The following is a 24,714-nucleotide window of genomic DNA, read 5'->3' as shown; positions in this document are numbered from 1 at the left end:
CTTGTCACTAGCTTTCTCTAGTGGTGATTTTATGTGTTGCAAAGCAGGAGGAAAGTGAATAACTGTCCTAAAAGTAATGTAAATTATTAACTAGCTTATACTTTTTACGATCCCCCTTTGGCTGATATTGGGAGCGGTGATAACATATAAATCAAAGATGCACTGGTTAATTAAGTAGTAAATTTATGTGTATAGATCCAAAAAATGTCACTGCACGCTATGTGGATGCCGCGCCTCATGCTTCATCACTAATCGAGGGACATCGAGATTTTGGCTACAGCCTGAAAACCGCTTTGGCTGATATTATTGATAATTCAATATTTGCAGGTGCTGGTAATATTCGCCTTGTTGTAGATACCATTTCAAGTACTCCATCAGTTGTAATTGCTGATGATGGATTTGGTATGTCTAAAAGTGAGTTGCTGGAAGCTATGAGGTTAGGTAGTAAAAACCCAGCGATTGAGCGCTTACCGTCAGACCTAGGAAGATTTGGCCTTGGTTTAAAAAGTGCAAGCTTTTCTCAATGCAGATCTTTAACCGTCATGACTAGATGTAATGGTATTACTTCATGTGCTCGTTGGGATCTAGACTTAGTTTCAAAAACAAATAAGTGGACTCTTGAATTAATAGAAAATTACAGAAATGAATTAGGCTGCGAATTACTTGATGAACAGGGAACGGTTGTTGTCTGGCAAAAATTAGATCGCCTAATTGGTGAAATTGAAACACCGGCAAAAATAACTGAGCATATGAATGCGGAATTCTCTCTCGCAGAGCGACACTTAAGGCTTACTTTTCATCGATTTTTAGAAACGCACAAACCTCAAATTCAATTGAGTATTAATGAACGTCTGCTGACCCCGTTGGACCCTACAGCTTCATTTCATCCATCTACGCAGAGAGATCCAGAAGATGTAATCCATTTGTTTAATGGTGATGTACGTGTTCGTAGCTACACTATTCCACACTATAAAAAAATGACTCAACTTGAGTGGGATGAGCTTGGCGGTCACGAAGGACACCTTAAATCTCAAGGCTTATATATATATCGAGAAAATAGATTAATCATTGCTGGTAGTTGGCTTGGGCTTGCGAAGCAAACGGAATTAACTAAATTAAGCCGTATTGCCATCGACATTCCTAATACAATGGATGCTCAATGGAAAATTGATGTAAAAAAATCATCGGCACAGTTGCCTCCGCTAGTCCGCGAACGACTTAGGCGGGTTATCGAACGTTTTGTTGGCACCTCGAAAAGGACTTATCGAAGTAGGGGGCAAAGGTTGGTTGATAGGACGATACACCCTATTTGGAATAGGGTTCAACTCGACGGGAAAATACACTTTAAACCAAATTCAGACCACCCAGTATTTCAAGCTTATACAAATGGTTTACCGAATGAACTTCAAGAAGGTTTTGAACGCTGTATCAGATTGCTCGGAGCTGGTTTACCGATTGATGCGCTTCATGCTGAGCTGGTGGGTAACGCAGAATCAATAGTTGCGATGCAAACCTCTGAATCAGATTTAAATCAGGTCGTTATTGATCTCACCGAAGTACTTCTGAATAACGGTATTACTCAAGACCGGGTTAGAGATATTCTTCAAAGTTACCCTCTGTTGCAATCGAATTGGGATGTATCAGAGCGATTGGTCACAAATTACCTCAAGGAAAAAGGCTTATGAATAGCAGGCAGCAAGTATTAGATATGGTCGAAACTGGACTCTTTAATCAGCCTCGTAAATCCGAGGATGAGCTGAGAATTTTTGTGAAGAGTATTGCAGGGGTTGTAGCTAGTGATTTAAGTGATTCAACAATAGAAGGGATTGCTCGTGAAATTGAGTCTAAGCAGGGTATTACGGTAGGCCTAGGCGCAATAGTAGACAGTACTGACTTTAAACCATGGTTAGATGATGCAAAGCCAAAGATAGAACCATTTTACTGGAAAAGATACGAAAAACTCCTGTTAAAAAGTGGATTGCCAAGAGACGTTATCACAGGGACCGATATTGTAACGGACAAAATTCTTGGCCGTTTAGGAAACCCTAAAGAACATTCTTCTTGGGATCGCAGAGGCATGGTCGTTGGCCATGTTCAAAGTGGAAAAACGTTGAATTACACAAGTCTGATCTGTAAAGCCGCTGACGCAGGGTACCGTCTCATTATTGTGGTTGCGGGCATACATAATAACCTTCGTAATCAAACTCAAATCCGAATTGATGAAGGCTTTATTGGTAGAGATACAGGAAAAACTTCTGATAAAAAAAGTGGCAGTGCAAAACACGTTATAGGGGTTGGACATTTTGATCCAAATAGAACCCCAGTAAGCCTGACGAATACATCAAGAGATTTTAACAAGCCGACAGCCTCAACAAATACCAGTGAGATAGATTCATATAGAGTACCAGTTGTGTTGGTTATTAAAAAAAACCACCGGACGCTTGAGAATCTACTCGAGTGGCTCAAAGACAACAGCGCTCGTGGTGATAAAGAAATGATCGATCAGCCAATGTTGCTGATTGATGATGAGGCTGATAACGCTTCGATTAACACTAAATACAGTAATAAACTAGTTACTAAGATTAATGGGCAAATACGTGACCTCTTAAAGATGTTTCATCGAAGTTGTTATGTGGGTTATACCGCGACTCCTTTTGCTAATATTTTCATAGATCCAGATGAAAACCATAATGTACATGAAGAAGATCTATTTCCCAAAGATTTCCTTATTGGCTTAGACGCTCCAACCAACTATTTTGGACCGAAGAAAATTTTTATCGATGGGCTACCTGATGAAAAAGAACCAACATGGTTACGAAGTATTTCGGATAATGAAGTTCTCCTACCAATAAAGCATAAGATTAACCACGATTTATATCAGCTGCCTAATTCCCTATTGTTTGCATTACGTACGTTTCTTTTATCACGATCTATCAGAAATTTAAGAGGCCAATCAAGTTCCCATTGTTCAATGTTGGTTAATGCTAGTCGATTCACTAATGTTCAAAGCCAACTTAAAAATCGTTTACATGAAGCGCTAGAACGGATTCAAAACGCTTTGAGGATAAACTCATCTTCAACAAGAGGGTTGATGGAGCCTGAAATAAAAGCCTTATTTGATGTATGGGAAGCAGAATACAAAGATGTCGAGTTTAAGTGGGAAGAAGTACAAGTATCTATATTTGATTCAATAGCTTCAGCCAAGGTTGTTGAAGTTAACAGTAGGGCCAATGAACTCGACTACTTGAGTTCTGGTGAGCGAGGTCAAACCGTCATCGCTGTCGGTGGGTTCTCACTCTCTCGCGGGCTGACTCTTGAAGGTCTTACAGTTACATGGTTTCTGCGTAATACCATGATGTACGATACTTTAATGCAAATGGGGCGATGGTTCGGTTATCGAAATGGGTATGAAGACCTGTGTCGAATTTGGATGCCTGATGACGCGATAGATTGGTATGCCTTTATAGCAAATGCGGCAGAGGAGCTTCATGAGGAGCTAAAATTAATGGAGCAGGCCAAAGCGACCCCTGAAGATTTTGGTCTTGCTGTTCGTAGCCATCCTGCATCATTGTTGGTAACTGCAAAAAATAAGATGGGAGCCGGTCGAGAAGTTACCACTCTTGTGGGTCTTTCTAATAGATTTATTGAAACAGCTAAGGTCAGTATCAATTCTGCAGAGTTAGATACGAACCTAGATATAGCCCAAAATATGATTTATAGACTGAAAAAGACCACTATATTGATGGAAATGACTCCATGGGGATTATTACTTCGTGATGTGCCAATACAATATATTGATGAATTTCTAGCTGGTTGGAGTAATACTCCTGAGAGTGTAATTACCGAAACTGCACCGGTTAGAAGCTACTTGAATGCTCGAAAGGAAGATGAGTTAGCGCTATGGGACTTGCTAATTCCTAGTCTGAAAAAAGGTGATAAGAACGATACTCTAGGGGTTGATATTATCCCTACGAATCGTTCCGTTAACCTTGATAACTTAAAAGATGGTTTTATGTCTTTTAGCGGAAAAAAGATGAGGATTGCATCCACTGGCATCGAAAAGGCTGGCGTGGAGTCGGAAAAGGCGCAAGTTGCTGAAGATACCTACAATAAAAAAGGTAACTACCCGGATTGGATTTATCGGAAAGTAAGAAGCAAACCATTATTTATTTTGCACTTTGTTAAACCAAAGGCCCCAAGAGGTAAAGAAGGTGATAAAGAGGTTTCTTTGATTCCAAGTCACCCTGTTGTTGCTTGGGGTATTAGCCTTCCTGTATCCAAAAAACCATCAGAGAAAGTTGCCTACGTTGTTAACACCCAGCGCTATAAAGAGCTTTATGGTGAAGAAGATATAGATGAAGAGTATGAGGATGAGTTAAATGGATAGCTCTCCATGGAAAGACCTAGATCTTAGTAATGCAAGACGGGTCAATAACTCTGGTCAATTTGACTTTTTTTGGGTGGTTGTAGAAGGTGGAATGCCAGGTCTTATGCTTAGGCTGCCAATTGAGCCAATCGCCAAACTTAAACTTCCGGAACTTAAACATCTCCTTGTTAACTTTAGATTAATATCAGGGCGCTGGGCATTTGTGCTTGCCCTCAAAGAAAGTAGCCAAGGTGAGCTTTTTGAAACCCTCTGTAGAGATGTGGTTGAAGCAGGAGAGAATGCGTCCAATCTTGATGAAGCCCTTGCAAAGGTGATCCAACGAACGAAAAGATGGCATCATCTTTTACGATCAGGTCGTACCGAAGGCCTTACTGTTGAGGAGCAACAAGGCCTAGTTGGTGAGCTAGCATTTCTTCGAGAGCTTTCGGTAAATTTTGGCGTTGAAATGGCGATTGGAGCTTGGAAAGGGCCCTTTGGTGCACCTAAAGACTTTGAACTAATTGGATGTTGCGTAGAAATAAAAACCCGTAGGAGTGCTTCAACATCTGTTATTTCGATTTCATCAGCAGATCAACTAGCTAATTGTGATGGTGGGCGTTTATTTCTTAATGTGACTAATGCTGAGTCTGCAATTGTACCTGAAGGTACGACGCTACATGACTTTGTTGCGCTAACAGACTCATTATTTAAGGAAGACTGTGATACGTATATGAAATGGGAAGATGCGCTCTACTCAACAGGTTATGACCCATTAAATAAATATGATGATCGTCGTTGGCTAATAAGGTCCACTACTTACTTTGAGGTCGTAGATGGATTTCCTCGCATACAATATCCGTTACCCCTTGGTGTTCAGAACGCGAGGTACTCGATATCCTTGGATGCCTGTGCTCCTTTTAAGCTTAATAACAATATAATTGAATGTATTCGTGAGTGTTTTTAAAAATGTCAGATCTAGCAGAGTTCCATCACCAGTTTATTGCTGATGTACAGGGTGACGCAGATGCCCTAGGTTTAGTAACGGTAGAAGCATTCTTTGAAAAATCAGGAGACCTACTTAGTGAAGCTGGAGAGGTCGACAGCGCCAACCGTGCTTTTCATGAAAGTCTATACGCTCGTGGTTCTGCTCAAATTGATGGTTATGGTGGTGACCCTAGAGAAAATGATGGAATTTTGAGTTTGATTCTATGTGATTTTACTTTGGATAGAGAAATTCGCCTCCTGCGTAAAGAACATATTAAACGCTTATCCCAAAAGCTTTTCAGGTTTTTGAAGGCAAGCTTAGACGATCAGTTTAGAGGGCGGCTTGAAGAAACGAGCCCAGGATTTGCTATTGCTGATTTAATCAAAGCAACATGGAATAGTGTAGAAAAAATAAAATTCATTATCGTGACTAACGGTGACCATAGAGCAAGAACTGATGCTGCTAGCTTTGATGTTATTGATGAAAAGCCAATAACCTTGAATATTTGGGATATTAAGCGGTTGAAGCGTTTCATGGAACAAGGGCTCGTTAGGGCTGATTCCGTTATCAACTTTAAAGATGACTTTGGCGGTGGTATTCCGTTACTGAAAGCGTCTGGTGGAAATGACGCCCTTGAAAGTTATTTGGCTGTTATTCCAGGAAAACAGCTTGCAGAAATATATGATAAATGGGGTCCTAGATTACTTGAGGCTAACGTGAGAAGTTTCCTTCAAGTCCGGGGGAAAGTGAACAAAGGTATTCGAGATACTATTCGCGACGAGCCCCATATGTTTTTCTCTTATAACAATGGCTTAAGTGCTACGGCTGACAGTATAGAAATAGTTAAAACTGACTCAGGCTATCAATTAGCCAGTGTTCATAATCTTCAAATAGTTAATGGTGGTCAGACGACGGCGTCATTATATGCTGCGAGTAAAGTGCTGAAAGAGCAAATTCAGCAGGTGTTCGTACAGATGAAGTTAACCTTAACTCCGAAGGAGTGCTCTGAAGAAATAGTCCCAAGAATTTCTGAGTACGCGAACAGCCAGAATAAAGTTAACGCAGCGGATTTTTTTGCTAATCACCCATTTCATATACGTATAGAAGAGCTATCTCGTCGCATTTTAGCTCCTTCTAGTACTGACAGTTATCGAGAGACGAAGTGGTTTTATGAGCGAGCTAGGGGCCAATTCGCAGATGAAAGAAGCAGAAGAACTCAAACTGAGCGTAAGAAGTTTGATGCTGAATATCCACGGAGCCAGTTTTTTGTAAAAACTGACCTTGCGAAATATGAAAATACTTGGTTATGTTGCCCACATATAGTTAGCCTTGGTGCACAAAAAAACTTTTCAGAGTTTGCAAAAAAAATCGGCAAAAATTGGGGGGGCGAAGGCACTGCTTTCAATGATATATGGTTTAAAAGACTGATAGCTAAAGCGATCATATTTAGAACAACAGAAAAACTCGTCTCAAGTGCTGAATGGTATGAAGGTGGTTATCGAGCAAATATTGTCACTTACGCAATTGCAAAACTTGTTAATGACGCCAAGAGCATGGGTATGGTCATAGATCTTGATTTCATCTGGAAGATACAGAAGATACCAGCAGCCTTACAAACATCCTTGCTCCTATCTGCTGAGTTGGCCCAAAGGGTTATAACTACTCCTCCTGAAGGCATTAAAAACTACAGTGAATGGGCAAAAAAACCACTTTGTTGGCAAAGGTTAGCTGAGAACAAACTACCAATAAATAAAGCCTTTATGAGTATAATTATATCTTCAGATCTGGCGGCTGAAAATGTGAAGGAAGTTAAGGCTGAAAATGCATTGGATAATTCAATCAACGTTGAGGTCGAGGTGTTCAAGTTAGGTGCTAAGTTTTGGGGTGATGTTAAACATTGGGCTAAAGAGCGTGGTATGTTAACGCCTAGAGAAAATAGTATTATTGAAATTTGTGCTGCGATCCCTAGAAAAATGCCATCGTCCAAACAATGTGAAATTGCATTTGAGGCGCTTAAGAAGTTGCAGGCTGAAGGGTTTCATACATAACAAGTTTCGATATATATCTAAATCGATCAGTAGCCCTCAGGTTTACATAGGCTATAAACCTGTTTTTCTAAAGTAACCTATTGCTCATCAGTTTTAGCCTGGTATCATTGCCTAGCATTTTTATTGGTGGTAATAGTGAAATGAAAACAGGTGAAGTGCTCGTAATTGACCTTTTTGCTGGGCCTGGTGGGCTTGGTGAAGGAGTGTCATCAGTAACAGATGACGGTGGTAACAATCCATTCAAAATCGGCGTCTCGGTCGAGAAAGAATCTTCTGCGCATAAAACATTAACAACACGAGCTTTCTATCGAAAAATTAAAGTGCTGGATGGCGGGCTAGATGATTATTTTAGATACGTGCGTGGAGAATTAACTCGCGAAGATCTTTTTTGTCTATATCCAAAACAAGCTTCAGAGGCAAGTTACGAAACATTAGAGGAGCCTAGAGCGCTTGGTGACGATAATGAGTTAATTCATGCTCGAATTCGTGAACTGTTGGCAATTCATCAAGGGCCTAAGGTCGTTATTGGGGGGCCTCCATGCCAAGCTTATTCGTTAGCTGGTCGTTCTCGTAATGCTGGTATAAAAGATTATAAGGCCGAAGACGATCACAGAAACTTTCTATACAAAGAATACCTCAAAGTTCTTTCTATCGCGAAGCCTGATGTGTTTGTGATGGAAAATGTACGCGGTATCCTATCTGCAAAAATTGACGGTAAGGTGATGTTTCCCCAAATTTTGGAAGATTTAAGGAACCCAGGCAAAGTAACGGCAGTTCAAGGTGTCTCTGAATATAGAGTTTTCTCACTTGTAGTTGAGGCTGAAGATCCAAAGAACCCTGAGTACTCAGACTCCTCTGATTTTCTCATCCGTTCCGAGCACTATGGTGTCCCTCAGGCACGACATCGAGTCATTCTCTTAGGTGTACGGCAAGATATCACCCGCATCCCCAGCACGATCTATCCGATGGCAAGAACAGTATCGGTTGAACAAGTACTGTCCGATTTGCCTCAGCTCAGAAGTGGTTTTTCTAAGCAGAAAGATATATCGAAGGACTGGGAAAAACAGGTTCGGAGAAACTCCAAAATGCTCAAACGCATATTAGGAATACAATTTGATAAAGAAGCTGTAGATAATTTAAGTCTTGAGCCAATGTTGGGATTGGGGCGTCAAAGTAGTCAATTATCGGAAATAGAGCACAAGATACCTCCACATTTAGATAGTTGGTATTTAGATAATCATCCAGGTTGTGTGTTAAATCATGCGACTCGCGGACATATGACATCCGATTTGCTGCGTTACGCTTTTAGCGCCGCATTTACTCAATTAAGTGGTGGCACTTCACCTAAGGCGAGAGATTTCCCAGCTGAGCTGGCTCCTGACCATGAAAACTGGAATACTGGTTCACATGCTGACCGTTTCCGTACCCAAGCGGCAAATAGATATGCGACAACAGTTACCAGTCATATATCAAAAGATGGTCATTACTTTATTCATTACGATCCAAAGCAATGCAGAAGTTTGACAGTGCGTGAAGCTGCTCGCTTGCAGACTTTTCCAGACAATTATATATTTGAAGGAAACAGAACACAGCAGTATGTACAGGTGGGAAATGCTGTACCACCTTATCTAGCACAACAGATTGGTAAGGTCGTTATGGATCTGTTAGCTAAGTAAATCTACGCAGTTTAGGAGCTAGTTTCAATTTGATAGCTATAGCTCAGTATGCTCGTAGACTAGATAATAAAATCCAGTAGCGGCACCAAATTCGTTCTTTATGAACAAGCAAAAAGCCCACCTAGCGTGGGCTTTTTTGTGTCTGTAGTTTATTGCCTGCTAAGCTTTTAGACTTTGTTCTTCAAGGCTCTAAAGTGTGATAGCCACTTAAAAACCATTCGGGTTGTCAATTACGTATAGCCAACCTCCATCTATATACTTCATCACTTCGAGAGCGGTTCCTTTGGGGCCTCCAACTATCTCCCAATCAGACCTTATGAGAGCCGTGTCGCCGTTAATATAGATAGATACATCATGGGTCAGCATTTCAACGTCACCTTGAAGGTAACCTTTCAATATAGGCTTAATAGCCTTTGGCCCTCTAGCAAGGTTACCCTGGTTATCTAGGACGAATATGGCGTCTTCATGGAACAGAGTTCCTAGTCCGTCGATGTCTTGTTTTGAAAAGTATTCAGCGAAAAGTTGGTGCAGTTCTGTTGGTGACTGCGGCTTTTTGTAATCTGTTGATGCGTATGACAAAAAAGTTATCGAGTTTAAAACTATGAACAGAAATATCTTCATGGAACTACCTGCTTGTTAGTGTTTTGGGTTGAAGCCATAATAGATAGGGTACTTACTAAAAGAAATTAGCTACCTAAAAGTAACTAATTACCTTTAAGTAACTATGCAATTGATGATTTGGAAAAGCTGAGAGGCAAATATGAGTGAACAGGGTAAGCAACCTGAAGGTTACTGCAGCGCTGATAAATATTTGGCATTGATCTCTACGAAGTGGACTGCTCACATCGTTTGGTTATTAGGTCAGAGTAACGAGATACGCTTTGGACAAATTCAAAAGCAGTTGGCTCTAGTGTCCAGTAAAGTACTTAGTGAGAGATTGAAGTTACTCAGCAAAGAAGGTTTTATTTGGCGCAGGCAAGAAGAAACAGTTCCGGTGACGGTATATTACGGTCTGACAGAAAAAGGAAAAGAGCTCGCAGATATTATCGATATTATCGTTAGAAAATCTGATAGCTGGGATTAGTCTGACTTGACTACAGAAAAGCTCTTTTCTTATTCAATGCCATTATCTATGGCGGGTTATTCTTCGTTCATAGTTTTAGAGGCCTTGTTCGAGGTTTGGTGAGAAACTAGAGTGTTAATAAAGTGTCGAACACGCTTAAAAGTTTAATTTATATCTAGGTTTTATTACAAATTTATGAACGGTTATGGAATGGAAAATTTGAAGTAAATAAAAATGCATATATTAACTGATATGTTTAATATTAATTATGTGTATTTTGTATGTATATTGTGGCGTGTCTATTTGGAAAAATATCGGTATTGAAATATCACACTCGAAGCTGGAGAGTTCAATAGAGTGTGATTGTCAGATTTCAACAGAGTATTATTGAGTTAAATCAGCAACAAATGTTTGCTTGTAACTGGCAGTAGTTTGCAGCTCTTTTTTGATCCATTGGTTGAACAAGCTAAAGTCAGAATGTAATTGCCAGAAAAGGGATGCAATAACTCGCTTACCAAAAAAATCAGGGTGGTCTGTAACTACTTTAAGTTTACTATTTTCTACACTTCCCTCTAAGAGAAACCCCGGTAAAAAAGCGATGCCTTTTTGAGCCTTACATAGATCGATGATGGTTCCTAAGTCGTCCAGTCGCCATAAGTTATACGATGCTATGTTTGACAAGTTAAGCAGCTCTTCACAACCATCCATTAATAGAACTCGTTGTGATGGTGCTTGAGACTTAAAGGTTACCAGGTCTTCATGAGCCACCCACCAACAGTTGACGTGAAATAACTCCTCTATGTTGAAGTCGTAATTTGTCTTGTGATAGGGGTTACCTAAGGCTAAATCTATCTTCCCTTCATTTATATAGTTACCTAACACGAAACTTGGTTTAGTTACGACAAGTAAATCAACGTTAGGGAATGCTTCTGAAAACGCTAATAGTGTTTTCTTTACATTATTATTAAACACTAATGGGTCTATGCCTACCCGGTAGACTATTTGGTCAGATATATTCATTTGCTGTGCGATCGTGACTAGATCACGATATTTCGATACCACAGGTAAAGATAACTGGAATAATCGTTTTCCTTTTTCTGTTAGCCAAACTTTAGAGTGTTCCCTATTAAATACATTGAAACCTAAATCGGACTCAAGATTTTGAACAGCCGTGCTAACGGTTGATTGTGACTTGCCAAGCTTGCGAGCAGCAGAGCTAAATGAACCTTCCTCACTACCGCTATGAACGAAATGATATTTTCGAAATGTAGTTTCATGATTCGACTAACCTTTTGACACAAATAAATTATATTTTTTATGGTTTGTTGATTTGAAGAACAATAGCGTGATGATAATTGTATTTCAACAAGTTTTATAAGGAGTAATAAAACTGGGTAAATTAATTCTTAGATTGGTTCCAAAGCTTATATAAAGTTTAGATAAGTTAAAATATTGACCGATGTCTTACTTTTTTAAGTTTATAAATTTTATTTAATATTGTCTTGTGAGGCCGGTTTTATATGTAACTCATTGTTAATTATAGTTTTGTTTTTAATTCCTTTGTTTTTATTGTGTTTATTTTGATCATTTTTCGTCCGGCCTATTGATTAAGTCGATAGGGGTTATTTTCCATAGATTGGTAGCGCTAATTATAATGGCGACGAATTTTCAACAGCCCTTATAGGAACACATAATGATTACTAAGCTATACGTCAAAACAAGCATGTTTTTATCACAATTCAAGAACGATGAGCGCGGTGTAACTGCTATTGAATATGGTCTTATTGCAGTAGCAATGGCTGTATTAGTAACTACTGCAGTAGGCGCTGATGGTTTCATTGGTAAGTTAGAAGGTGCTTTTGAAGATGTAGCTACCGCTATTGACACTGCAAGCAGCTAACATCAAGCCTTATTGGCTAATGTAGATCATATCGAAAGATATTTGTGCCAGACCTATGTTTTCCATTGGTCTGGCTCAGTTAATTAGGAACATCAATTAAGACATACTTTACGCTAATCCATATAAATCTAGGTGATATTTCTAATTTTGAGTTTTGACGTGTATTTACTGATTTTGGTAATCGTGTGTGTCTATGTATCGGCTACCGATTTTCTCTATCGAAAGATACAAAATCACACCTTGTTGATATTGCTCTTTTTACAATGTTTTTTGTCACCGTTAGACATTCAAATTATGAGCTTTCTGCTGGTGTTAGGGGGAGGGTTGATTGTTTACGCCCTGATTTGGATTGGAGCTGGCGATATTAAATATGCCGCGGTTCTATCACTTACCATACCTCTCAATGATTTACTTTGGGCGTTTGTTATGACGGCTTTTGCCGGTGGATTTTTAGCCGTTATTTATCTCGTATACAACAAGCTGATAAGTAAAAGGCTAGTAAGAAAAACGTCGAACGGCCAACAAGGTATTCCATATGGGATAGCGATTAGCGTTGGATTCTACTTGGTAATTTTAACTCAAAACACGCCACATATATAAACCTCCAAGAATGAGAACATTATGAGATCTCGACTGGTATTACTTGTTGCCATTACTGCCCTAATAGTTGGCGCGCTAGGCGTTGTCGATTTGTTCAAGAGTGAACCTCAATCGACAACGACCACTGAAGTGGTGGAAGAAAAAAACGAAGAACATGTTGCCGTTTGGATGACCACGGAACCTTATGAAAAAGGACGTGCGATCGATGCGCAAGGCGTCGTTAAACAACAACTCCCTCTGAGCCAAGCATTGACGCTTGGTGTTAGAGAAGACGCTCAAATCAGCTTTGCACCCTCCACTTTACTCAATCGAAGCCTCAACGCCGGCGAGGTTGTATTGCCTGAATATCAAGTGACGCCCGGTCAGCCCGGATACATAGATCTTTTGGTCACGGAAGGCATGACGTTGTACCCACTTAAAGTCAGTGACAAAAACCTAATCAACGATTACATCCGTCCTGGAACGTCCATCGATATCTTAACTGTAAGTTCTCCAAACGATAACTTAGCTGGAAATATCGATAAACCGAAGCGCTTTAGAGGGGTGAAGGCGTCGATGTTTCTTAAAAACGTCAAAGTACTCAACATTGGAAATGATGCAACTGGCGATAGTTCTATTACCGCTCGCGCTCCGAGTAAAGAGGATGGACTGACTACGGTGGTCATCGAAGTTAGCCCCGACGAGTTACCAAAACTTGCATTAGCGCAACGAACAATGCACATCGAAATTTACCGAAGCCAAACCTACACGCAACCCGAGTTCGCGGAGGTGCGCAATATTATCGATAACTATACAGGGATTGCTGAGTTACGTGGTAACGAGAACAACCCGAGAGAGGCTTTGTGATGATGATTCACCATCGAATCAAACAAGTACTGTTTGCTTCCATTCTAGCGCCGCTGATTGGCTTACTTTCTATAACAAACGCTTTTGCCGCCGATCGCTCCATCACGCTCAACGATGGTCAGCACATCCAGTTAAAAAGTCCGATTGGCCAAGTGTTTATTAATAACCCTGACATCGTCGACTACAAAATAATCAACGACAACACGATAGTTGTGTTCGCCAATGCTATTGGGCAATCACGACTGATCGTCTATGGCATTGATGGTGATGTTCTGCTTTCAGACCGCATTATTGTTGATTTGGATTTAACGGATATTAGACGACAACTCAAATTTCATTTCCCTAATGCCAAAGTCAAGATTCAGTCTGTGGGAGAGCAAGTCGCCGTGAGTGGTCTTGTTGATTCCGAAGCGACTCGTGACGATATCTATCGTTTGGTTGCCACTCTGCTTGGACGAGAAAAAACAGAGAAATGGGACAAAACGGTGAAGCTGGAGTTTAAGTCCGACAGCTCAAATTATGAAGAGCCCGAAAGCATGGTGTTTGCCCGCAATATGACGTGGGAAGGGATCATCGAACGCATTGAAGTTGCAACGACCCAGCAAGTGAACGTCAAAATATCAGTGGCCCAGGTAACGGAGTCGTTTGGACAAACCGTTGGTGTTGATTGGAGTTCAGTCGGTTCAAGCGTCGGCGAATTTGTTTTCGACCAATTCGATGCAGCAAACCTGAGTACGTTAATCACGGCATTAGGTAACGACCAGATTGCTGAAGTTCTGGCTGAACCTAACTTAACCGTGTTGTCCGGTGAGTCTGCAAGTTTCCTTGTGGGCGGCGAAGTGCCAGTTATCGTTACTACCAGTAACAATGTGAACATTTCCTTCAAAGAGTTCGGCATCAAGCTCGATCTCACCGCGAAAGTGCTTAGCCAAGACAGAATCCGCATGCAATTAGCGCCAGAAGTAAGCGAAGTTGAAGGTTATATAGAAACGGCAGGTATCAAAGTTCCGCAACTGGCTTCACGACGTGCGATGACCACCGTAGAGTTAGCTGATGGTGACAGCTTCGTCCTTGGTGGCTTGATGAGCAGTGCTGATTTGGAAAAAATGCAAAAAATCCCTTTTGTTGGCGATATTCCCGTTCTAGGTGCCGCCTTCCGCAAGGCAACCACAGAAAGAAAACGAACTGAACTGATCATCGTTGCGACCGTGAATCTTGTTGAACCGATGAAACCGAAAGACATTCAACTGCCTTACATCAAGAAGACTTCTACATTGGCGCGCTGGCTAAACATTAAGTGGGATGGCAAGTCGGTAACGTCTTCCGATGCAACGATTCGTCTGTTGTCGCAAGGAGGGTTTATCCAATGAAGAAATTACTATTAATGGCGTTATTTACCACGTCACTTTTAGGCTGCGCCTCTGAGCAATATTTTGTTGGTCATGGTGCTGAAGCCTTGGTGTACAAAGAGCATCACAGCTTTGAGTTTGCGATGAAAAACCGCGCTGAAACCACCAAGCAGATCAACGCTTTGATTCAAGATATTGAGTCAATGGATAAAGAAGCTACCTATGTTGTGGATTACAAATCAACCCGCAGCAAAGCGATGTTGCAAAAGATCTTCGATCAATATCCGTCACATGTCATCGCGCCACAAAGAGTCTCGTATCGAAGCGCTCCGTTGTTACCGAGCGACTTAAAGATTCAGGTGACCTTAACGCGTTTGAATACTCAAGAATGCGCACCAGCACAGATTCACGTTCGGTTGAGGCAGCCAGACTGCTTTGCTGAATCGATGCGCTTGAAGCAAGTGGCTTACAAGTCTCGATTGGTAGGAGAGCAATAATGTTTGACCTGACTAAAGCATTAACAACAAAGGCCAAGCCAGTTCAGACCGGAACGACAGGGGTTGCCGGATGTACTTTGTTCTATCAATCTCAAGAGTGTCTAGACCTCGTTCAAGAAGTCTTTCGATTTGAAGGGTGGAATGATCCTGCATGCGTTAAAGCCAAAGCTGGATTGACCAAGCTGACAGAACAACAAAGTAGCCACATTGTGATTCTAGAGCTTAATGAATCGACCAATGTGGTTGAAGACGCTAAAGCCTTTGCCAGCAAACTACCCACACACAAAGGGGTAGTTGTGATTGGTAAAGAGGATGCTATTTCTACGCTTCGTTCTCTTAAAGACATGGGTTTTTACTACGTGTTCTGGCCGGTGAATAAGCAGGAGTTTGCTGACTTCTTAAACCACGTTAGCAAGAATCTGAAGACGTTTTCTGGTGTGAGCCAAAAACGCAAAGCGAAGCGCGTGGCGATTGTCGGTTCAAAAGGCGGCGTTGGCGCATCGTTTATCACAACTGAGTTGAGCTCACTGTTATCGACGCAAGGCTCGGACACGATTCTCGTCGATCATCAATATGCCGATACCAACATTGATGTTTTGCTCGGCCTAAAAGATTTTAAGCCGAGAACCATCGACGAGTTCACGGCACCATTGCACGAAATGGATGAAGAAGGGGCGTTGAGTTACCTCATCAACGCTCGCAAGAATCTACGTCTGTTGGCGATTGATGGAGACATGAGCCAAAGCGATGTTCTTAACTACAACCAAACCTTGTGCGAGTTGTTAGCGCGCAACACCAATTTCATTATCGAAGACTTTTCTGGTGGTGTGGATTTCAAAGTTGAACCTCAACTCTTGGTAGAAAACTTTGATGTGGTTGTGTTGGTTTTAGACGCATCAGTGTCTTCAGTAAGAAGTGCAAAGCGACTGTTTGAAAAAGTCTCCAACTTACAGCTTTCGTTATCGTCGCGTACTCGTGTGATTACGGTGGTGAACTACCATCGTCCGGAAAACGCTTACGTTTTACAAAAGCCCGATCTCATTAAGTATTTAGGCGCCAATGTTGATCTCGAAGTCGACTACTGCAAAGCGCTGGCGCACATCATTATCGATGGAAAACGCGGGCATAAGCATGACCGTCATATTAGTCGTTCTATGGAACAGTTGGTGAAGCTGATTAATGGTCAACCTATGGACCAGAAGGGCATGAACTCTTGGTTGAAAAAGGTGCGTGCTAAATGAGTTCTAACAAAGACTTATACCTAGCGTTTCGTGGCCAGATATTTGAAGCCCTAGATGCCGAAGCGGTTCAGAAAATGAGCCGTCGAGACCTTGAATCGCAGATACAAGCGGCGGTTGATTTGTTGGCGAATAGCTACCAAAGACCGATTACTTCGATGATGAAGTCAGGCTTGGTGAAAAGCTTGATTGATGAACTGTTTGGCTTGGGGCCTTTACAGCCCTTAGTCGAAGATCAGTCCATTTCCGACATCATGGTGAACGGGCCCAACAACATCTTTTTTGAACGACACGGTAAGGTGAAAAAGTCCGAAGTCTCGTTTGTGAATGAAGAACAGTTGTTAGCCATCGCTAAGCGCATTGCGTCACGTGTCGGAAGGCGTGTCGATGAACTTTCGCCGACGGTAGATGCCAGGTTAGAAGACGGCAGCCGTGTGAACATCGTAATTCCTCCCATTTCGTTGGATGGTACTTCGATCTCTATTCGTAAGTTCAGAGAGCAGAACATCGGTTTTGAAGATTTAATTGGGTTTGGGTCGATGTCTCCAGATATGGCGAGAGTGTTGATGATTGCTTCTCGTTGCCGTATCAATGTGTTGATTTCTGGTGGTACCGGTTCAGGCAAAACCACTTTACTTAACGCGCTATCTCAATACATTGCTGAAGATGAACGTATTGTCACCATTGAAGATGCGGCTGAACTGCGTCTGCAACAACCCAACTTGGTTCGACTCGAAACGCGAACCTCAAGTGTTGAGCAAACCGGAGCGGTAACGCAGCGTGAATTGGTTATTAACGCGCTTCGTATGCGTCCAGACCGCATTATTCTTGGTGAGTGTCGTGGCTCTGAAGCGTTCGAAATGCTGCAAGCCATGAACACCGGACACGATGGGTCGATGTCTACGTTGCACGCCAACACGCCGCGCGATGCGATTGCCCGTGTTGAATCGATGGTCATGATGGCGAACTTAAATCAGCCTCTTGATGCGATTAGAAGAACGATCGTGAGTGCCGTTCAAATGATTGTTCAGGTCAACAGGTTGCGCGATGGGTCTCGCAAGATCACAAGCATCTCGGAAATCGTCGGCCTAGAAGGCGACAGCGTCGTGATGGAAGAGATTTATCGTTTTCGTTATGACGACGCCCACTACGGAGAAACCGTAAAAGGCGAATTCGTCACCGATGGCATTATGCAACGATCTGAGCTTGTGAAAAAAGCGCAATTCTTCGGGCTCTATGAAGAGCTGAAAGCATCGTTTAAGGGGGCTTAGCATGCTTTGGCTTTCGTTAATCCTCTTTGCGTTTGTGCTGCTTTTGATCCGAGATTCAAAGGTAAAAAAGGTTAATCAGTTTTTCAATATTGAAGAAGTAGAAGCTGAAAACTTCAATGCTATTAACGTCAAGTCTTTGGTTCGTAAGCAAAACTGGCAAAAGTTCAAAGAGTCCGTATCACCCACGTTAATGGTGTTAGGCCCGCGTTCTTCTCTTTACATTGCGCTCTATATTACGGGCAGCATCATCGCATCTTGGTACATCGTTGTTGAGTTGCTATCAATCACCAATATATGGCTTGTTCTGGGTTCATCTATGGTGTTTACCCTTTGCGGTTATCGAGTCCTGGTTACAAGAAGACGTACAGAATTTGAGAATACGTTCCCTGATGCGTTGAATATTCTAATGAGTGCGGTAACTGCTGGTGACAGCTTAATGCAAGCTATCAGCTATGTAGGCGATGTAATGCACAACCCGATCGGCCGCGAATTTAAGCTAATGGGCGACCGACTGAAGTTGGGTGAGTCACCTGAAGTGGTGCTTAAACGTTCGTGCAAAAACTATCCTTATCCGGAGTTTCTGTTTTTTACCGTGACGATCAGAGCGAATATCGCGCGAGGCGGCCAACTCAAAGGTGTGTTAGCGCGGCTGATTAGAGTGCTAGTGGACTCTCGAACGCTAGAGAAAAAGAAAATGGCGATGACTTCGGAGGCTCGAATTTCCGCCAAAATAGTTGCGGCTATTCCTCTGATTTTTATGCTTATTCTCAACTACGTTAATCCCGATAATGTGGAGTTTGTTCTCTACGACCCAGAAGGAAGGCTTGTATTGTTTTACGTGCTTGGTAGTGAACTGTTCGGTCTATTTCTTGTTTGGTTGTTAGTGAGAGGAGTACGCGCATGATGTTATTGGCTTCCCTTATTGTGTTGTTTTTTTCGTTACTGTTTTTGATTGTTGATTCTATTCGTAAAGAGCAACGACATAAGAAGGTTGCGCTCTATATCGGGGATAATTCGGCTCGTGCGCCTTCGCGCGTAAATCGCTTTTTTGTTCGTTTTGGTAAAGAACATCGCCATGAACTCGAGCAAAAAATGATTGAGGCGGGATATTACAACACGGATTGGGCCAAATTCTATTTTCCGGCCAAGGTGTTGGTATTAGCGTTGGTTTCTGGGGTGGTGCTGTTAGGGGATATGACGTCAACCAACAAACTGCTCGTGGTTATTTTCTCGCTGGTTGGCGTCATTGTCGTCCCAGATACAATGCTTCAAATGCGCCGCAAGATGTTGATCAGTCGAACATCAGCTCAATTGCCGTATTTGCTCGACATGATGTCGGTATGTGTCCAAACCGGTATGACGATTGAAGCGGCGCTGGTTTATTTGGGGAAAGAGCTGGCTGAATTTGATTCAGACCTCTGTTACCAAATTAAGCGCACATCGGACTCGGCGAAAATACACGGTTTAGAAAAGGCGCTCAATGATCTGAGTGAGCGTATCCCGACGCCACCAGTACGAAGTTTTGTACTGACCATCATCCAAAACCTGCAATACGGCACATCCGTGGCGAGTGTGTTAAGTGACCTCGCGGAAGACATGCGAAAAGTCCAAATTCTTACGGTCGAGGAAAAGGTAGGTAAGCTCTCTGCGAAGATGAGTGTCCCATTGATCCTCTTCATCATGTTCCCGATCGTTATCTTGATTCTCGCGCCGAGCATCATGCAAATGACATTGAATATATAGGGAGACGTCGAATGATGGGAAAACGTTTTTGTCTCATTTTTTTGTCGATGAATGTGTTGGCGGGCTGTCAATCGGCCCCGTCACCACAAGACTTGCAGCTTGCCGACGTCACGAGCATGGAAAAAGTGAAGAACTATGACGGCTTGATTAGTTATTACAAATCCGAGCTAGAGCAGGGCTCCGAGGACCCAGAAGTAAAAGAGAAACTGGCGTGGGCATATTTTCATAAAGGGGATATCGAGTCGGCAGATTTCTATGTCCAACATTTGCAAAAAGAGGGGTTTGAAAATCCCAACTTGTACCAGTTAGAAGGGCAAGTTTTTGATGCAAAAAATGACGTTGAAAGTGCCATTGCTGCTTATATGGAGTCAGTAGATGCGGGGAATACCTCGGGTCAAATTCACGTCTTACTCGGTGTGTCATACACCAAAGTTGGAAGATTCAACGAAGCGTATCAAGAGCTCAATCGAGCACGTTTACGCGGTTATGACGATGTCGTGGTTAAGAACAACATTGCGATGATTCAAATGGCTAATGGCGAGTACCAACAGGCGATCGAAACGTTAGCTCCGGTTTTAAAAGAAGACCCGGCGAATAAGATAGTAAAAGCGAACCTAGCTATCGCACTAATGAAAACTCAGCAAATCGACTCAGCCAAAAAGTTACTCAAAGGTGACTTTTCAGCGGAAGAGATTCAGAGCATCGCCGCTGAATTAACTCAACTAGGAGTTAATGATGAAGCTTCTTAATAGGCAGAAGGGCGTGACGGCGATTGAGTTTGTGCTGGGTGCGCTTGTTCTGTTTTTCGCCACCTTCGCGATCTTCGAATCGAGCTATCAAATCTACGTCGTGAATATGACCGAGTATTCGCTGAGAGAAACCATCAGGAATACCAAAATATATGAAGGCAAAGGGGTCAACGAGCAGTACGAAACTAAGTTCAAATCGTTAATCGAAGATGATGACAATCTATGGAGCTTCTTAATTGATAGCTCAAGGTTCTCTATCGCAGGTCAGTATTTCAAAACCTATGACGATTTCGTCGCGAACAGGGGGCACTCTGATCAAGGCTTGAACTTCAATTACGATTTAGCCGAGATCACCGTTACCTACCGTTATACCCCAGTCATTAAACTGGCTGGTGCTGCTGACAGGGATATTTCAAGCACCATGGTTTTGAATTTAGAACACGAGGGGTGGAAAGATGATGCTCCGTAAGCAACGTGTGCTTTCTAAAAGGCGCCAGCAAGGTTCGTATACCATTGAGTTAGTTTTCATTCTTGTGGCCTTATGGGGCGTTTATTTGTTTGGAGCAGACTTGAGCTATCAATTACTCGCGCGCGCCAAGCTTGATCGATCCAGCTTTGCCTTAGTCAATGTTATCAAAGAGCGTACTCGCTATTTTGAAGCCGATGTATTGGCAGGACAAAACCTACCTGTAACTAATTCAGAGTTAGAAGACATGACTAAAGTGGCAAGTCGAATGCTCAATACACCAGTCGATAATGTAGCGATCAAGATAGAGTCATTGACCAATAAAGTTAATGTCGCTGAATTCTCAACCAGCAAGTACAGAAGCTTAAATTGCCAAACCGATTCGATTATCGAGCATGCAGATTTAGCGCCGGTAGAAAAGGGCGTTGTGTATCCACTGTACAGAATCAGTCTTTGTGAGGAGCAAAGTTCTTGGTTCAAGCCCTTCTTCAACAGTGGCACCAGTACCACGGTTCAGATTGGCTCTTCTTCAATCATGCCTGGGAGATAAGGAAATGAAAATGCAGCACGATCGCCATATCAATCGCCAGCATCTCAGTCTCCAAAGACAGCAAGGGGTTGCCGCGGTTTGGATGGGCTTATTGCTTGTTCCAATCATGGGCATGACTTTTTGGGCGGTTGAGGGCACACGTTATGTACAAGAGACCAGCCGACTCAGAGATTCAGCAGAGGCTGCGGCGATAGCGGTAACCATTGAAGACCTACCGGATCAGGCTCGTGGGCTCGCGACCAAGTATGTCGAAAATTATGTTCGGGACATCAAATCAACCAATTTATCAGCAGACCGGTTCCACCAAGCGGAAGATGAGGGCGCTGGGGTTCTTGAATACATCCAATACACCGTGAATGCCAAGACGACACATGACTCTTGGTTTGCGAGTAGCTTTATCCCTTCGTTTGATCAGCAGCAAGACTTAGCGGGACGTTCGTTAGCGAGAAAGTACCCGGTTTACCTTGGTGATAACAACATCGATATTGTGTTTGTGTCGGACTTTTCCGGTTCAATGAACGACAGGTGGGGTTCAAGTCGACACATAAAAATCGACGATCTAAAGACAGCCATCGACGCAATATCCAGCAAAATTCTTTGCACATCGATTAAACAGGACTATGTCGATGGCGAGTGGAAATACGTTTGTGATGAGCCCGGAGAAGATACAACCGGAGACAAACTGCTTAATCGAGTTGGTTTTGTGCCTTTTAACGTTCGAACGAGGGAGATCGTTTCGGGAAGTCAAGCTCGGGCGACAAGCCAGTTGAGCTACAAAGATAACTATAAAACGAACGTATCACCTTATTCCTACAACGATGTTAACTGGGATTACTGGCGCACCTATTCACAAAATGACGTGATTAGATGTGCTGACCGGCAGTCACGTTGCTCATATCCAAAATCGGAGAATCAAAAGTACGCCAAACGTATTAAGGATGTGATTTATCAAGATAACTACTTGGTTGCAGACGTATACAACTATGTAGATTTATCGACATCAGTGTCGACGATGTTTACTGATAAGTCGGGGTTACAGCCTGATTTTTATAGTGTGAGTGGAACAAATTTATTTAACGCGCATGGTTCTTCCAATTCATCGCAGTTTTCGAACATTCGCCTATCGAACAAGCTCTCAGACTTGAATCCGATTAATTCGATGTGGGCAGACGGTGGCACTGCGGCTTTTCAAGGTATTTTGAGAGGTTCTCAGGTGCTTCATGACGGTGACCCGAACAGTTCCGATCAAGAAGAGCAGCAAGTCTACAACAAGAAAATTAAGATGCTGCTGATCTTAAGCGATGGGCAGGAGAGTCCGAATAACGGCATCCTCAAAGGGTTAGTCGACAGAGGCATGTGTAACAAAGCAAGAGAGGAGATACCCGGCTTATACATTGGTGTTATTGGTATCGATTTTCGAGCATCTCAACAAAGTGGTTTCCAAGACTGCGTTGTCGACCCAAATGAAGACATCATCGACGTATCTAACCTAGATGAATTGATTGAAAAGATAGAAGAACTCATCCGTAAAGGCTCAAAAACAAGCGGAATAACTAAGTTGTACTAGAGGGAAATATGAAAAAGTTAATGATCGGTTCAATCGTCATATCGACATTGCAATTTAGCCTTATCGCCAATGCGGAAGAAGGCATCAGTGTTTATTGCGATACTGCGTTCAGTGAGTATCAGCACAGTGTCACGGTTGATGATGTCGTTGGCATTGCACAGCACAGACAGGGCTTTTTACAAATTGAGCAGCCGTCTGACAGCCGTGAGCTAAAACAAGCGTTAGCAGGTCAATCCAATCTAGGTATGAACCAGTCAGGATGTAAGACTTGGATCAGTAACCAAGAGCGTCAAGGGTTGTTGGCACGACTTCATTTTGGTTTTGACCAACACAACTTATCGCCGATGGGCAGCAAAGCACTGAGCCAACTTGCAGGCGAGCTCAAGACTAACGGCAGTGCGATTACGGTGGATGGACACACTGACAGCACCGGCGAAGCAGGTTATAACCAAGCATTGGGGCTTCAAAGAGCACTGACGACATCGGATGGTTTAATCGCGGATGGTGTAGAGAAAAATCGCCTTGTTATTCGCTCATTTGGTGAAAGTAAACCTATTGCGTCCAACGCAACGTCAGAGGGTAGAGCCAAGAATCGACGCTCAGAAATTTGGGCCTCTGCGAATGATGCTTCTGAACTAGAAAACTAGGATGTAGGGTTTGGTCGTTGCTTGGCAATAACCGCCCTAATCTATCGGTCTTGGAATTTTTGTTACAACGTATACTAATGAATATTCAATTAAGTTTAACTGTCTGACACTAAAGAAATATTAATGCTTTTTGATAAAATCTCTTCTGAAGGGATGCGAAGAAATATCGATGTCGATACTTGGGTATCTATATTGGATAATATACGAGACATAATGGACGCATCGAATGCGGGCATCATCATGATCTCTGATTTGAGTTGCTCTGGTTCTGAGAGTGTTTGGAGCTCCTCAAACATATCGTGTAACCAACATAAGAGCAAAATTAGCCTCTTTTGTGAGTATGTGCATAACGAAAATCGCACGGTGTATTTGAGTGGGCATGCTGGTGGTGATTCCGTTTCTGCGATTGGAGCGGATGCCTATAAGTCGTTTTGCGGCGTCCCGGTAAGAGATATCGATGGCGAAGTGTTTGCGGTGCTCTTGGTGTTTGATTTAAGCCCAACAGCGTATACCGAGAGCCAAGTTAGCTTGATTGAAAACATATCGACTCTATTGCGTTCTGAAATTCTATTAAAAGAAGAGAGTCGGATTTTATACAAGAATAGTCATTTTGATATTATGACTACGCTGCTTAATCGAAGGGGCTTCTTCCACGAATTCAACAAAGCAAACATCAGCGATGGCGAGATCGTTTGTTTGTATTTCGACTTGGATAATTTGAAGTACATCAAGGCTTTGTTGCGTAATTCAATGGAACTAAATCAAGAACCTACGATCTGATCAGCTACGTCCACTCTCTCTCGTAGCCCTATGCCTAAGCCTCGTTACAAAACAACCAACTGGAAGCAATACAACCAATCACTCATTAACCGTGGCTCTCTGACCTTTTGGATTGATGAAGAAGCAATAAGCGGGTGGGCGCAAAGTAAACAGAATAAGCGCGGGAGGCCGCGTCGGTTCAGTGATTTAGCTATCACGACAGCACTCATGGTGAAACGAGTTTTTTCTATGCCATTGAGAGCGCTTCAAGGATTTATCGACTCGATATTTAGGTTAGCCCATGTACCGTTAAGTTGTCCGCATTACACCTGCATCAGTCGTAGAGCCAAGCAAGTTGAGGTTTCATTTAAGACTAAAACGAGAGGAGCGATAC

22 protein-coding genes and 2 pseudogenes are annotated in these 24,714 nt (G+C 42.4%); 22 read left to right on the top strand and 2 right to left on the bottom strand.

Annotated elements, in window-relative coordinates; all coding sequences use genetic code 11:
• Positions 1–185 precede the first annotated feature (185 nt).
• The 5 genes from AACW75_RS00120 (at position 186) to AACW75_RS00100 (ending at position 9,075) form a co-directional block, all read left to right on the top strand.
• Positions 186–1,685, top strand: a complete 1,500-nt coding sequence (locus AACW75_RS00120) for an ATP-binding protein (RefSeq protein WP_108194189.1) — start codon at positions 186–188, stop codon at positions 1,683–1,685.
• Positions 1,682–4,387 carry a Z1 domain-containing protein gene (locus AACW75_RS00115; RefSeq protein ID WP_237297350.1) on the top strand — a complete coding sequence of 902 codons (2,706 nt, stop codon included), beginning with the start codon at positions 1,682–1,684 and terminating at the stop codon, positions 4,385–4,387. Before AACW75_RS00120 ends, AACW75_RS00115 begins: the two co-directional genes overlap by 4 nt.
• Positions 4,380–5,330, top strand: coding sequence for a PD-(D/E)XK motif protein (locus AACW75_RS00110; RefSeq protein ID WP_017080664.1), 951 nt, complete (start codon positions 4,380–4,382; stop codon positions 5,328–5,330). The genes AACW75_RS00115 and AACW75_RS00110 overlap by 8 nt, the downstream gene beginning before the upstream one ends.
• Before the next feature lie 2 nt (positions 5,331–5,332).
• The gene (locus tag AACW75_RS00105; protein WP_029224158.1) at positions 5,333–7,399 is read left to right on the top strand and encodes an AIPR family protein; all 2,067 of its coding nucleotides are present in this window, start codon (positions 5,333–5,335) and stop codon (positions 7,397–7,399) included.
• Positions 7,400–7,539: 140 nt separating this feature from the next.
• Entirely contained in the window at positions 7,540–9,075 is a 1,536-nt protein-coding gene (locus AACW75_RS00100; protein WP_017080666.1) for a DNA cytosine methyltransferase, read from the top strand.
• Between the two features lie 207 nt (positions 9,076–9,282).
• On the opposite strand, the gene AACW75_RS00095 is transcribed toward AACW75_RS00100, so the two are convergent.
• Positions 9,283–9,696 carry a YybH family protein gene (locus tag AACW75_RS00095; protein ID WP_145568300.1) on the bottom strand — a complete coding sequence of 138 codons (414 nt, stop codon included), beginning with the start codon at positions 9,694–9,696 and terminating at the stop codon, positions 9,283–9,285.
• A gap of 139 nt (positions 9,697–9,835) precedes the next feature.
• On the opposite strand from AACW75_RS00095, the gene AACW75_RS00090 reads away from it, so the two are divergent.
• Entirely contained in the window at positions 9,836–10,159 is a 324-nt protein-coding gene (locus tag AACW75_RS00090; RefSeq protein WP_017075065.1) for a winged helix-turn-helix transcriptional regulator, read from the top strand.
• Between the two features lie 363 nt (positions 10,160–10,522).
• Here the strand turns inward: AACW75_RS00090 and AACW75_RS00085 are convergent.
• A pseudogene (locus AACW75_RS00085) lies at positions 10,523–11,415 on the bottom strand (LysR family transcriptional regulator).
• Positions 11,416–11,831: 416 nt separating this feature from the next.
• Here AACW75_RS00085 and AACW75_RS00080 point away from each other — a divergent pair.
• The 16 genes and pseudogenes from AACW75_RS00080 to AACW75_RS00005 form a co-directional block, all read left to right on the top strand.
• Positions 11,832–12,038, top strand: coding sequence for a Flp family type IVb pilin (locus AACW75_RS00080; protein ID WP_017080668.1), 207 nt, complete (start codon positions 11,832–11,834; stop codon positions 12,036–12,038).
• A gap of 159 nt (positions 12,039–12,197) precedes the next feature.
• A complete protein-coding gene (locus AACW75_RS00075; protein ID WP_004733955.1) occupies positions 12,198–12,638 on the top strand; it encodes an A24 family peptidase in 441 nt (146 codons plus the stop codon).
• Between the two features lie 21 nt (positions 12,639–12,659).
• Positions 12,660–13,484 (top strand): Flp pilus assembly protein CpaB, encoded by an 825-nt coding sequence (cpaB, locus tag AACW75_RS00070; protein WP_004733954.1) that lies wholly within the window; start codon positions 12,660–12,662, stop codon positions 13,482–13,484.
• Positions 13,484–14,854 (top strand): type II and III secretion system protein family protein, encoded by a 1,371-nt coding sequence (locus tag AACW75_RS00065; protein ID WP_135458541.1) that lies wholly within the window; start codon positions 13,484–13,486, stop codon positions 14,852–14,854. Before cpaB ends, AACW75_RS00065 begins: the two co-directional genes overlap by 1 nt.
• Positions 14,851–15,330, top strand: coding sequence for a hypothetical protein (locus AACW75_RS00060; protein ID WP_135458523.1), 480 nt, complete (start codon positions 14,851–14,853; stop codon positions 15,328–15,330). Before AACW75_RS00065 ends, AACW75_RS00060 begins: the two co-directional genes overlap by 4 nt.
• Positions 15,330–16,571, top strand: a complete 1,242-nt coding sequence (locus AACW75_RS00055; RefSeq protein WP_145568301.1) for an AAA family ATPase — start codon at positions 15,330–15,332, stop codon at positions 16,569–16,571. Before AACW75_RS00060 ends, AACW75_RS00055 begins: the two co-directional genes overlap by 1 nt.
• Positions 16,568–17,839: a CpaF family protein gene (locus tag AACW75_RS00050; protein WP_004733950.1), complete on the top strand. Its 1,272-nt coding sequence runs from the start codon at positions 16,568–16,570 to the stop codon at positions 17,837–17,839. The genes AACW75_RS00055 and AACW75_RS00050 overlap by 4 nt, the downstream gene beginning before the upstream one ends.
• Before the next feature lies 1 nt (position 17,840).
• Positions 17,841–18,743 carry a type II secretion system F family protein gene (locus AACW75_RS00045; protein ID WP_135458522.1) on the top strand — a complete coding sequence of 301 codons (903 nt, stop codon included), beginning with the start codon at positions 17,841–17,843 and terminating at the stop codon, positions 18,741–18,743.
• A complete protein-coding gene (locus AACW75_RS00040) occupies positions 18,740–19,582 on the top strand; it encodes a type II secretion system F family protein (RefSeq protein WP_237297349.1) in 843 nt (280 codons plus the stop codon). The genes AACW75_RS00045 and AACW75_RS00040 overlap by 4 nt, the downstream gene beginning before the upstream one ends.
• Positions 19,583–19,593: 11 nt before the next feature.
• Positions 19,594–20,331, top strand: coding sequence for a tetratricopeptide repeat protein (locus AACW75_RS00035; protein WP_186437153.1), 738 nt, complete (start codon positions 19,594–19,596; stop codon positions 20,329–20,331).
• Complete coding sequence (locus tag AACW75_RS00030) at positions 20,318–20,800, top strand: TadE/TadG family type IV pilus assembly protein (RefSeq protein ID WP_145568485.1); 483 nt, start codon at positions 20,318–20,320, stop codon at positions 20,798–20,800. The genes AACW75_RS00035 and AACW75_RS00030 overlap by 14 nt, the downstream gene beginning before the upstream one ends.
• Complete coding sequence (tadF, locus tag AACW75_RS00025) at positions 20,790–21,347, top strand: tight adherence pilus pseudopilin TadF (RefSeq protein WP_108117470.1); 558 nt, start codon at positions 20,790–20,792, stop codon at positions 21,345–21,347. The genes AACW75_RS00030 and tadF overlap by 11 nt, the downstream gene beginning before the upstream one ends.
• A 10-nt stretch (positions 21,348–21,357) precedes the next feature.
• Positions 21,358–22,914 (top strand): TadE/TadG family type IV pilus assembly protein, encoded by a 1,557-nt coding sequence (locus tag AACW75_RS00020; RefSeq protein ID WP_145568488.1) that lies wholly within the window; start codon positions 21,358–21,360, stop codon positions 22,912–22,914.
• Positions 22,915–22,922: 8 nt separating this feature from the next.
• A complete protein-coding gene (locus tag AACW75_RS00015) occupies positions 22,923–23,561 on the top strand; it encodes an OmpA family protein (RefSeq protein WP_145568302.1) in 639 nt (212 codons plus the stop codon).
• Positions 23,562–23,684: 123 nt separating this feature from the next.
• Positions 23,685–24,290: pseudogene (locus AACW75_RS00010) on the top strand (GAF domain-containing protein); the annotation flags it as partial.
• Positions 24,291–24,371: 81 nt separating this feature from the next.
• On the top strand, positions 24,372–24,714 hold a 343-nt coding region (locus AACW75_RS00005), incomplete at its 3' end, for a transposase (protein WP_179946907.1).

It is taken from the genome of Vibrio sp. L3-7, assembly GCF_963898195.1.
GTDB classification, from domain to species: domain Bacteria; phylum Pseudomonadota; class Gammaproteobacteria; order Enterobacterales; family Vibrionaceae; genus Vibrio; species Vibrio echinoideorum.
This window is presented reverse-complemented; position numbering and strand designations above follow the sequence as displayed.

Coding starts and splice junctions, on each gene's coding strand:
- AACW75_RS00060 (WP_135458523.1), top strand. CDS start 14,851: ATGAAGAAATTACTATTAATGGCGTTATTTACCACGTCACTTTTAGGC.
- AACW75_RS00035 (WP_186437153.1), top strand. CDS start 19,594: ATGATGGGAAAACGTTTTTGTCTCATTTTTTTGTCGATGAATGTGTTG.
- AACW75_RS00105 (WP_029224158.1), top strand. CDS start 5,333: ATGTCAGATCTAGCAGAGTTCCATCACCAGTTTATTGCTGATGTACAG.
- cpaB (WP_004733954.1), top strand. CDS start 12,660: ATGAGATCTCGACTGGTATTACTTGTTGCCATTACTGCCCTAATAGTT.
- AACW75_RS00045 (WP_135458522.1), top strand. CDS start 17,841: ATGCTTTGGCTTTCGTTAATCCTCTTTGCGTTTGTGCTGCTTTTGATC.
- AACW75_RS00020 (WP_145568488.1), top strand. CDS start 21,358: ATGCAGCACGATCGCCATATCAATCGCCAGCATCTCAGTCTCCAAAGA.
- AACW75_RS00115 (WP_237297350.1), top strand. CDS start 1,682: ATGAATAGCAGGCAGCAAGTATTAGATATGGTCGAAACTGGACTCTTT.
- AACW75_RS00030 (WP_145568485.1), top strand. CDS start 20,318: ATGAAGCTTCTTAATAGGCAGAAGGGCGTGACGGCGATTGAGTTTGTG.
- AACW75_RS00120 (WP_108194189.1), top strand. CDS start 186: ATGTGTATAGATCCAAAAAATGTCACTGCACGCTATGTGGATGCCGCG.
- AACW75_RS00065 (WP_135458541.1), top strand. CDS start 13,484: ATGATGATTCACCATCGAATCAAACAAGTACTGTTTGCTTCCATTCTA.
- tadF (WP_108117470.1), top strand. CDS start 20,790: ATGCTCCGTAAGCAACGTGTGCTTTCTAAAAGGCGCCAGCAAGGTTCG.
- AACW75_RS00080 (WP_017080668.1), top strand. CDS start 11,832: ATGATTACTAAGCTATACGTCAAAACAAGCATGTTTTTATCACAATTC.
- AACW75_RS00050 (WP_004733950.1), top strand. CDS start 16,568: ATGAGTTCTAACAAAGACTTATACCTAGCGTTTCGTGGCCAGATATTT.
- AACW75_RS00110 (WP_017080664.1), top strand. CDS start 4,380: ATGGATAGCTCTCCATGGAAAGACCTAGATCTTAGTAATGCAAGACGG.
- AACW75_RS00095 (WP_145568300.1), bottom strand. CDS start 9,696: ATGAAGATATTTCTGTTCATAGTTTTAAACTCGATAACTTTTTTGTCA.
- AACW75_RS00015 (WP_145568302.1), top strand. CDS start 22,923: ATGAAAAAGTTAATGATCGGTTCAATCGTCATATCGACATTGCAATTT.
- AACW75_RS00040 (WP_237297349.1), top strand. CDS start 18,740: ATGATGTTATTGGCTTCCCTTATTGTGTTGTTTTTTTCGTTACTGTTT.
- AACW75_RS00055 (WP_145568301.1), top strand. CDS start 15,330: ATGTTTGACCTGACTAAAGCATTAACAACAAAGGCCAAGCCAGTTCAG.
- AACW75_RS00100 (WP_017080666.1), top strand. CDS start 7,540: ATGAAAACAGGTGAAGTGCTCGTAATTGACCTTTTTGCTGGGCCTGGT.
- AACW75_RS00090 (WP_017075065.1), top strand. CDS start 9,836: ATGAGTGAACAGGGTAAGCAACCTGAAGGTTACTGCAGCGCTGATAAA.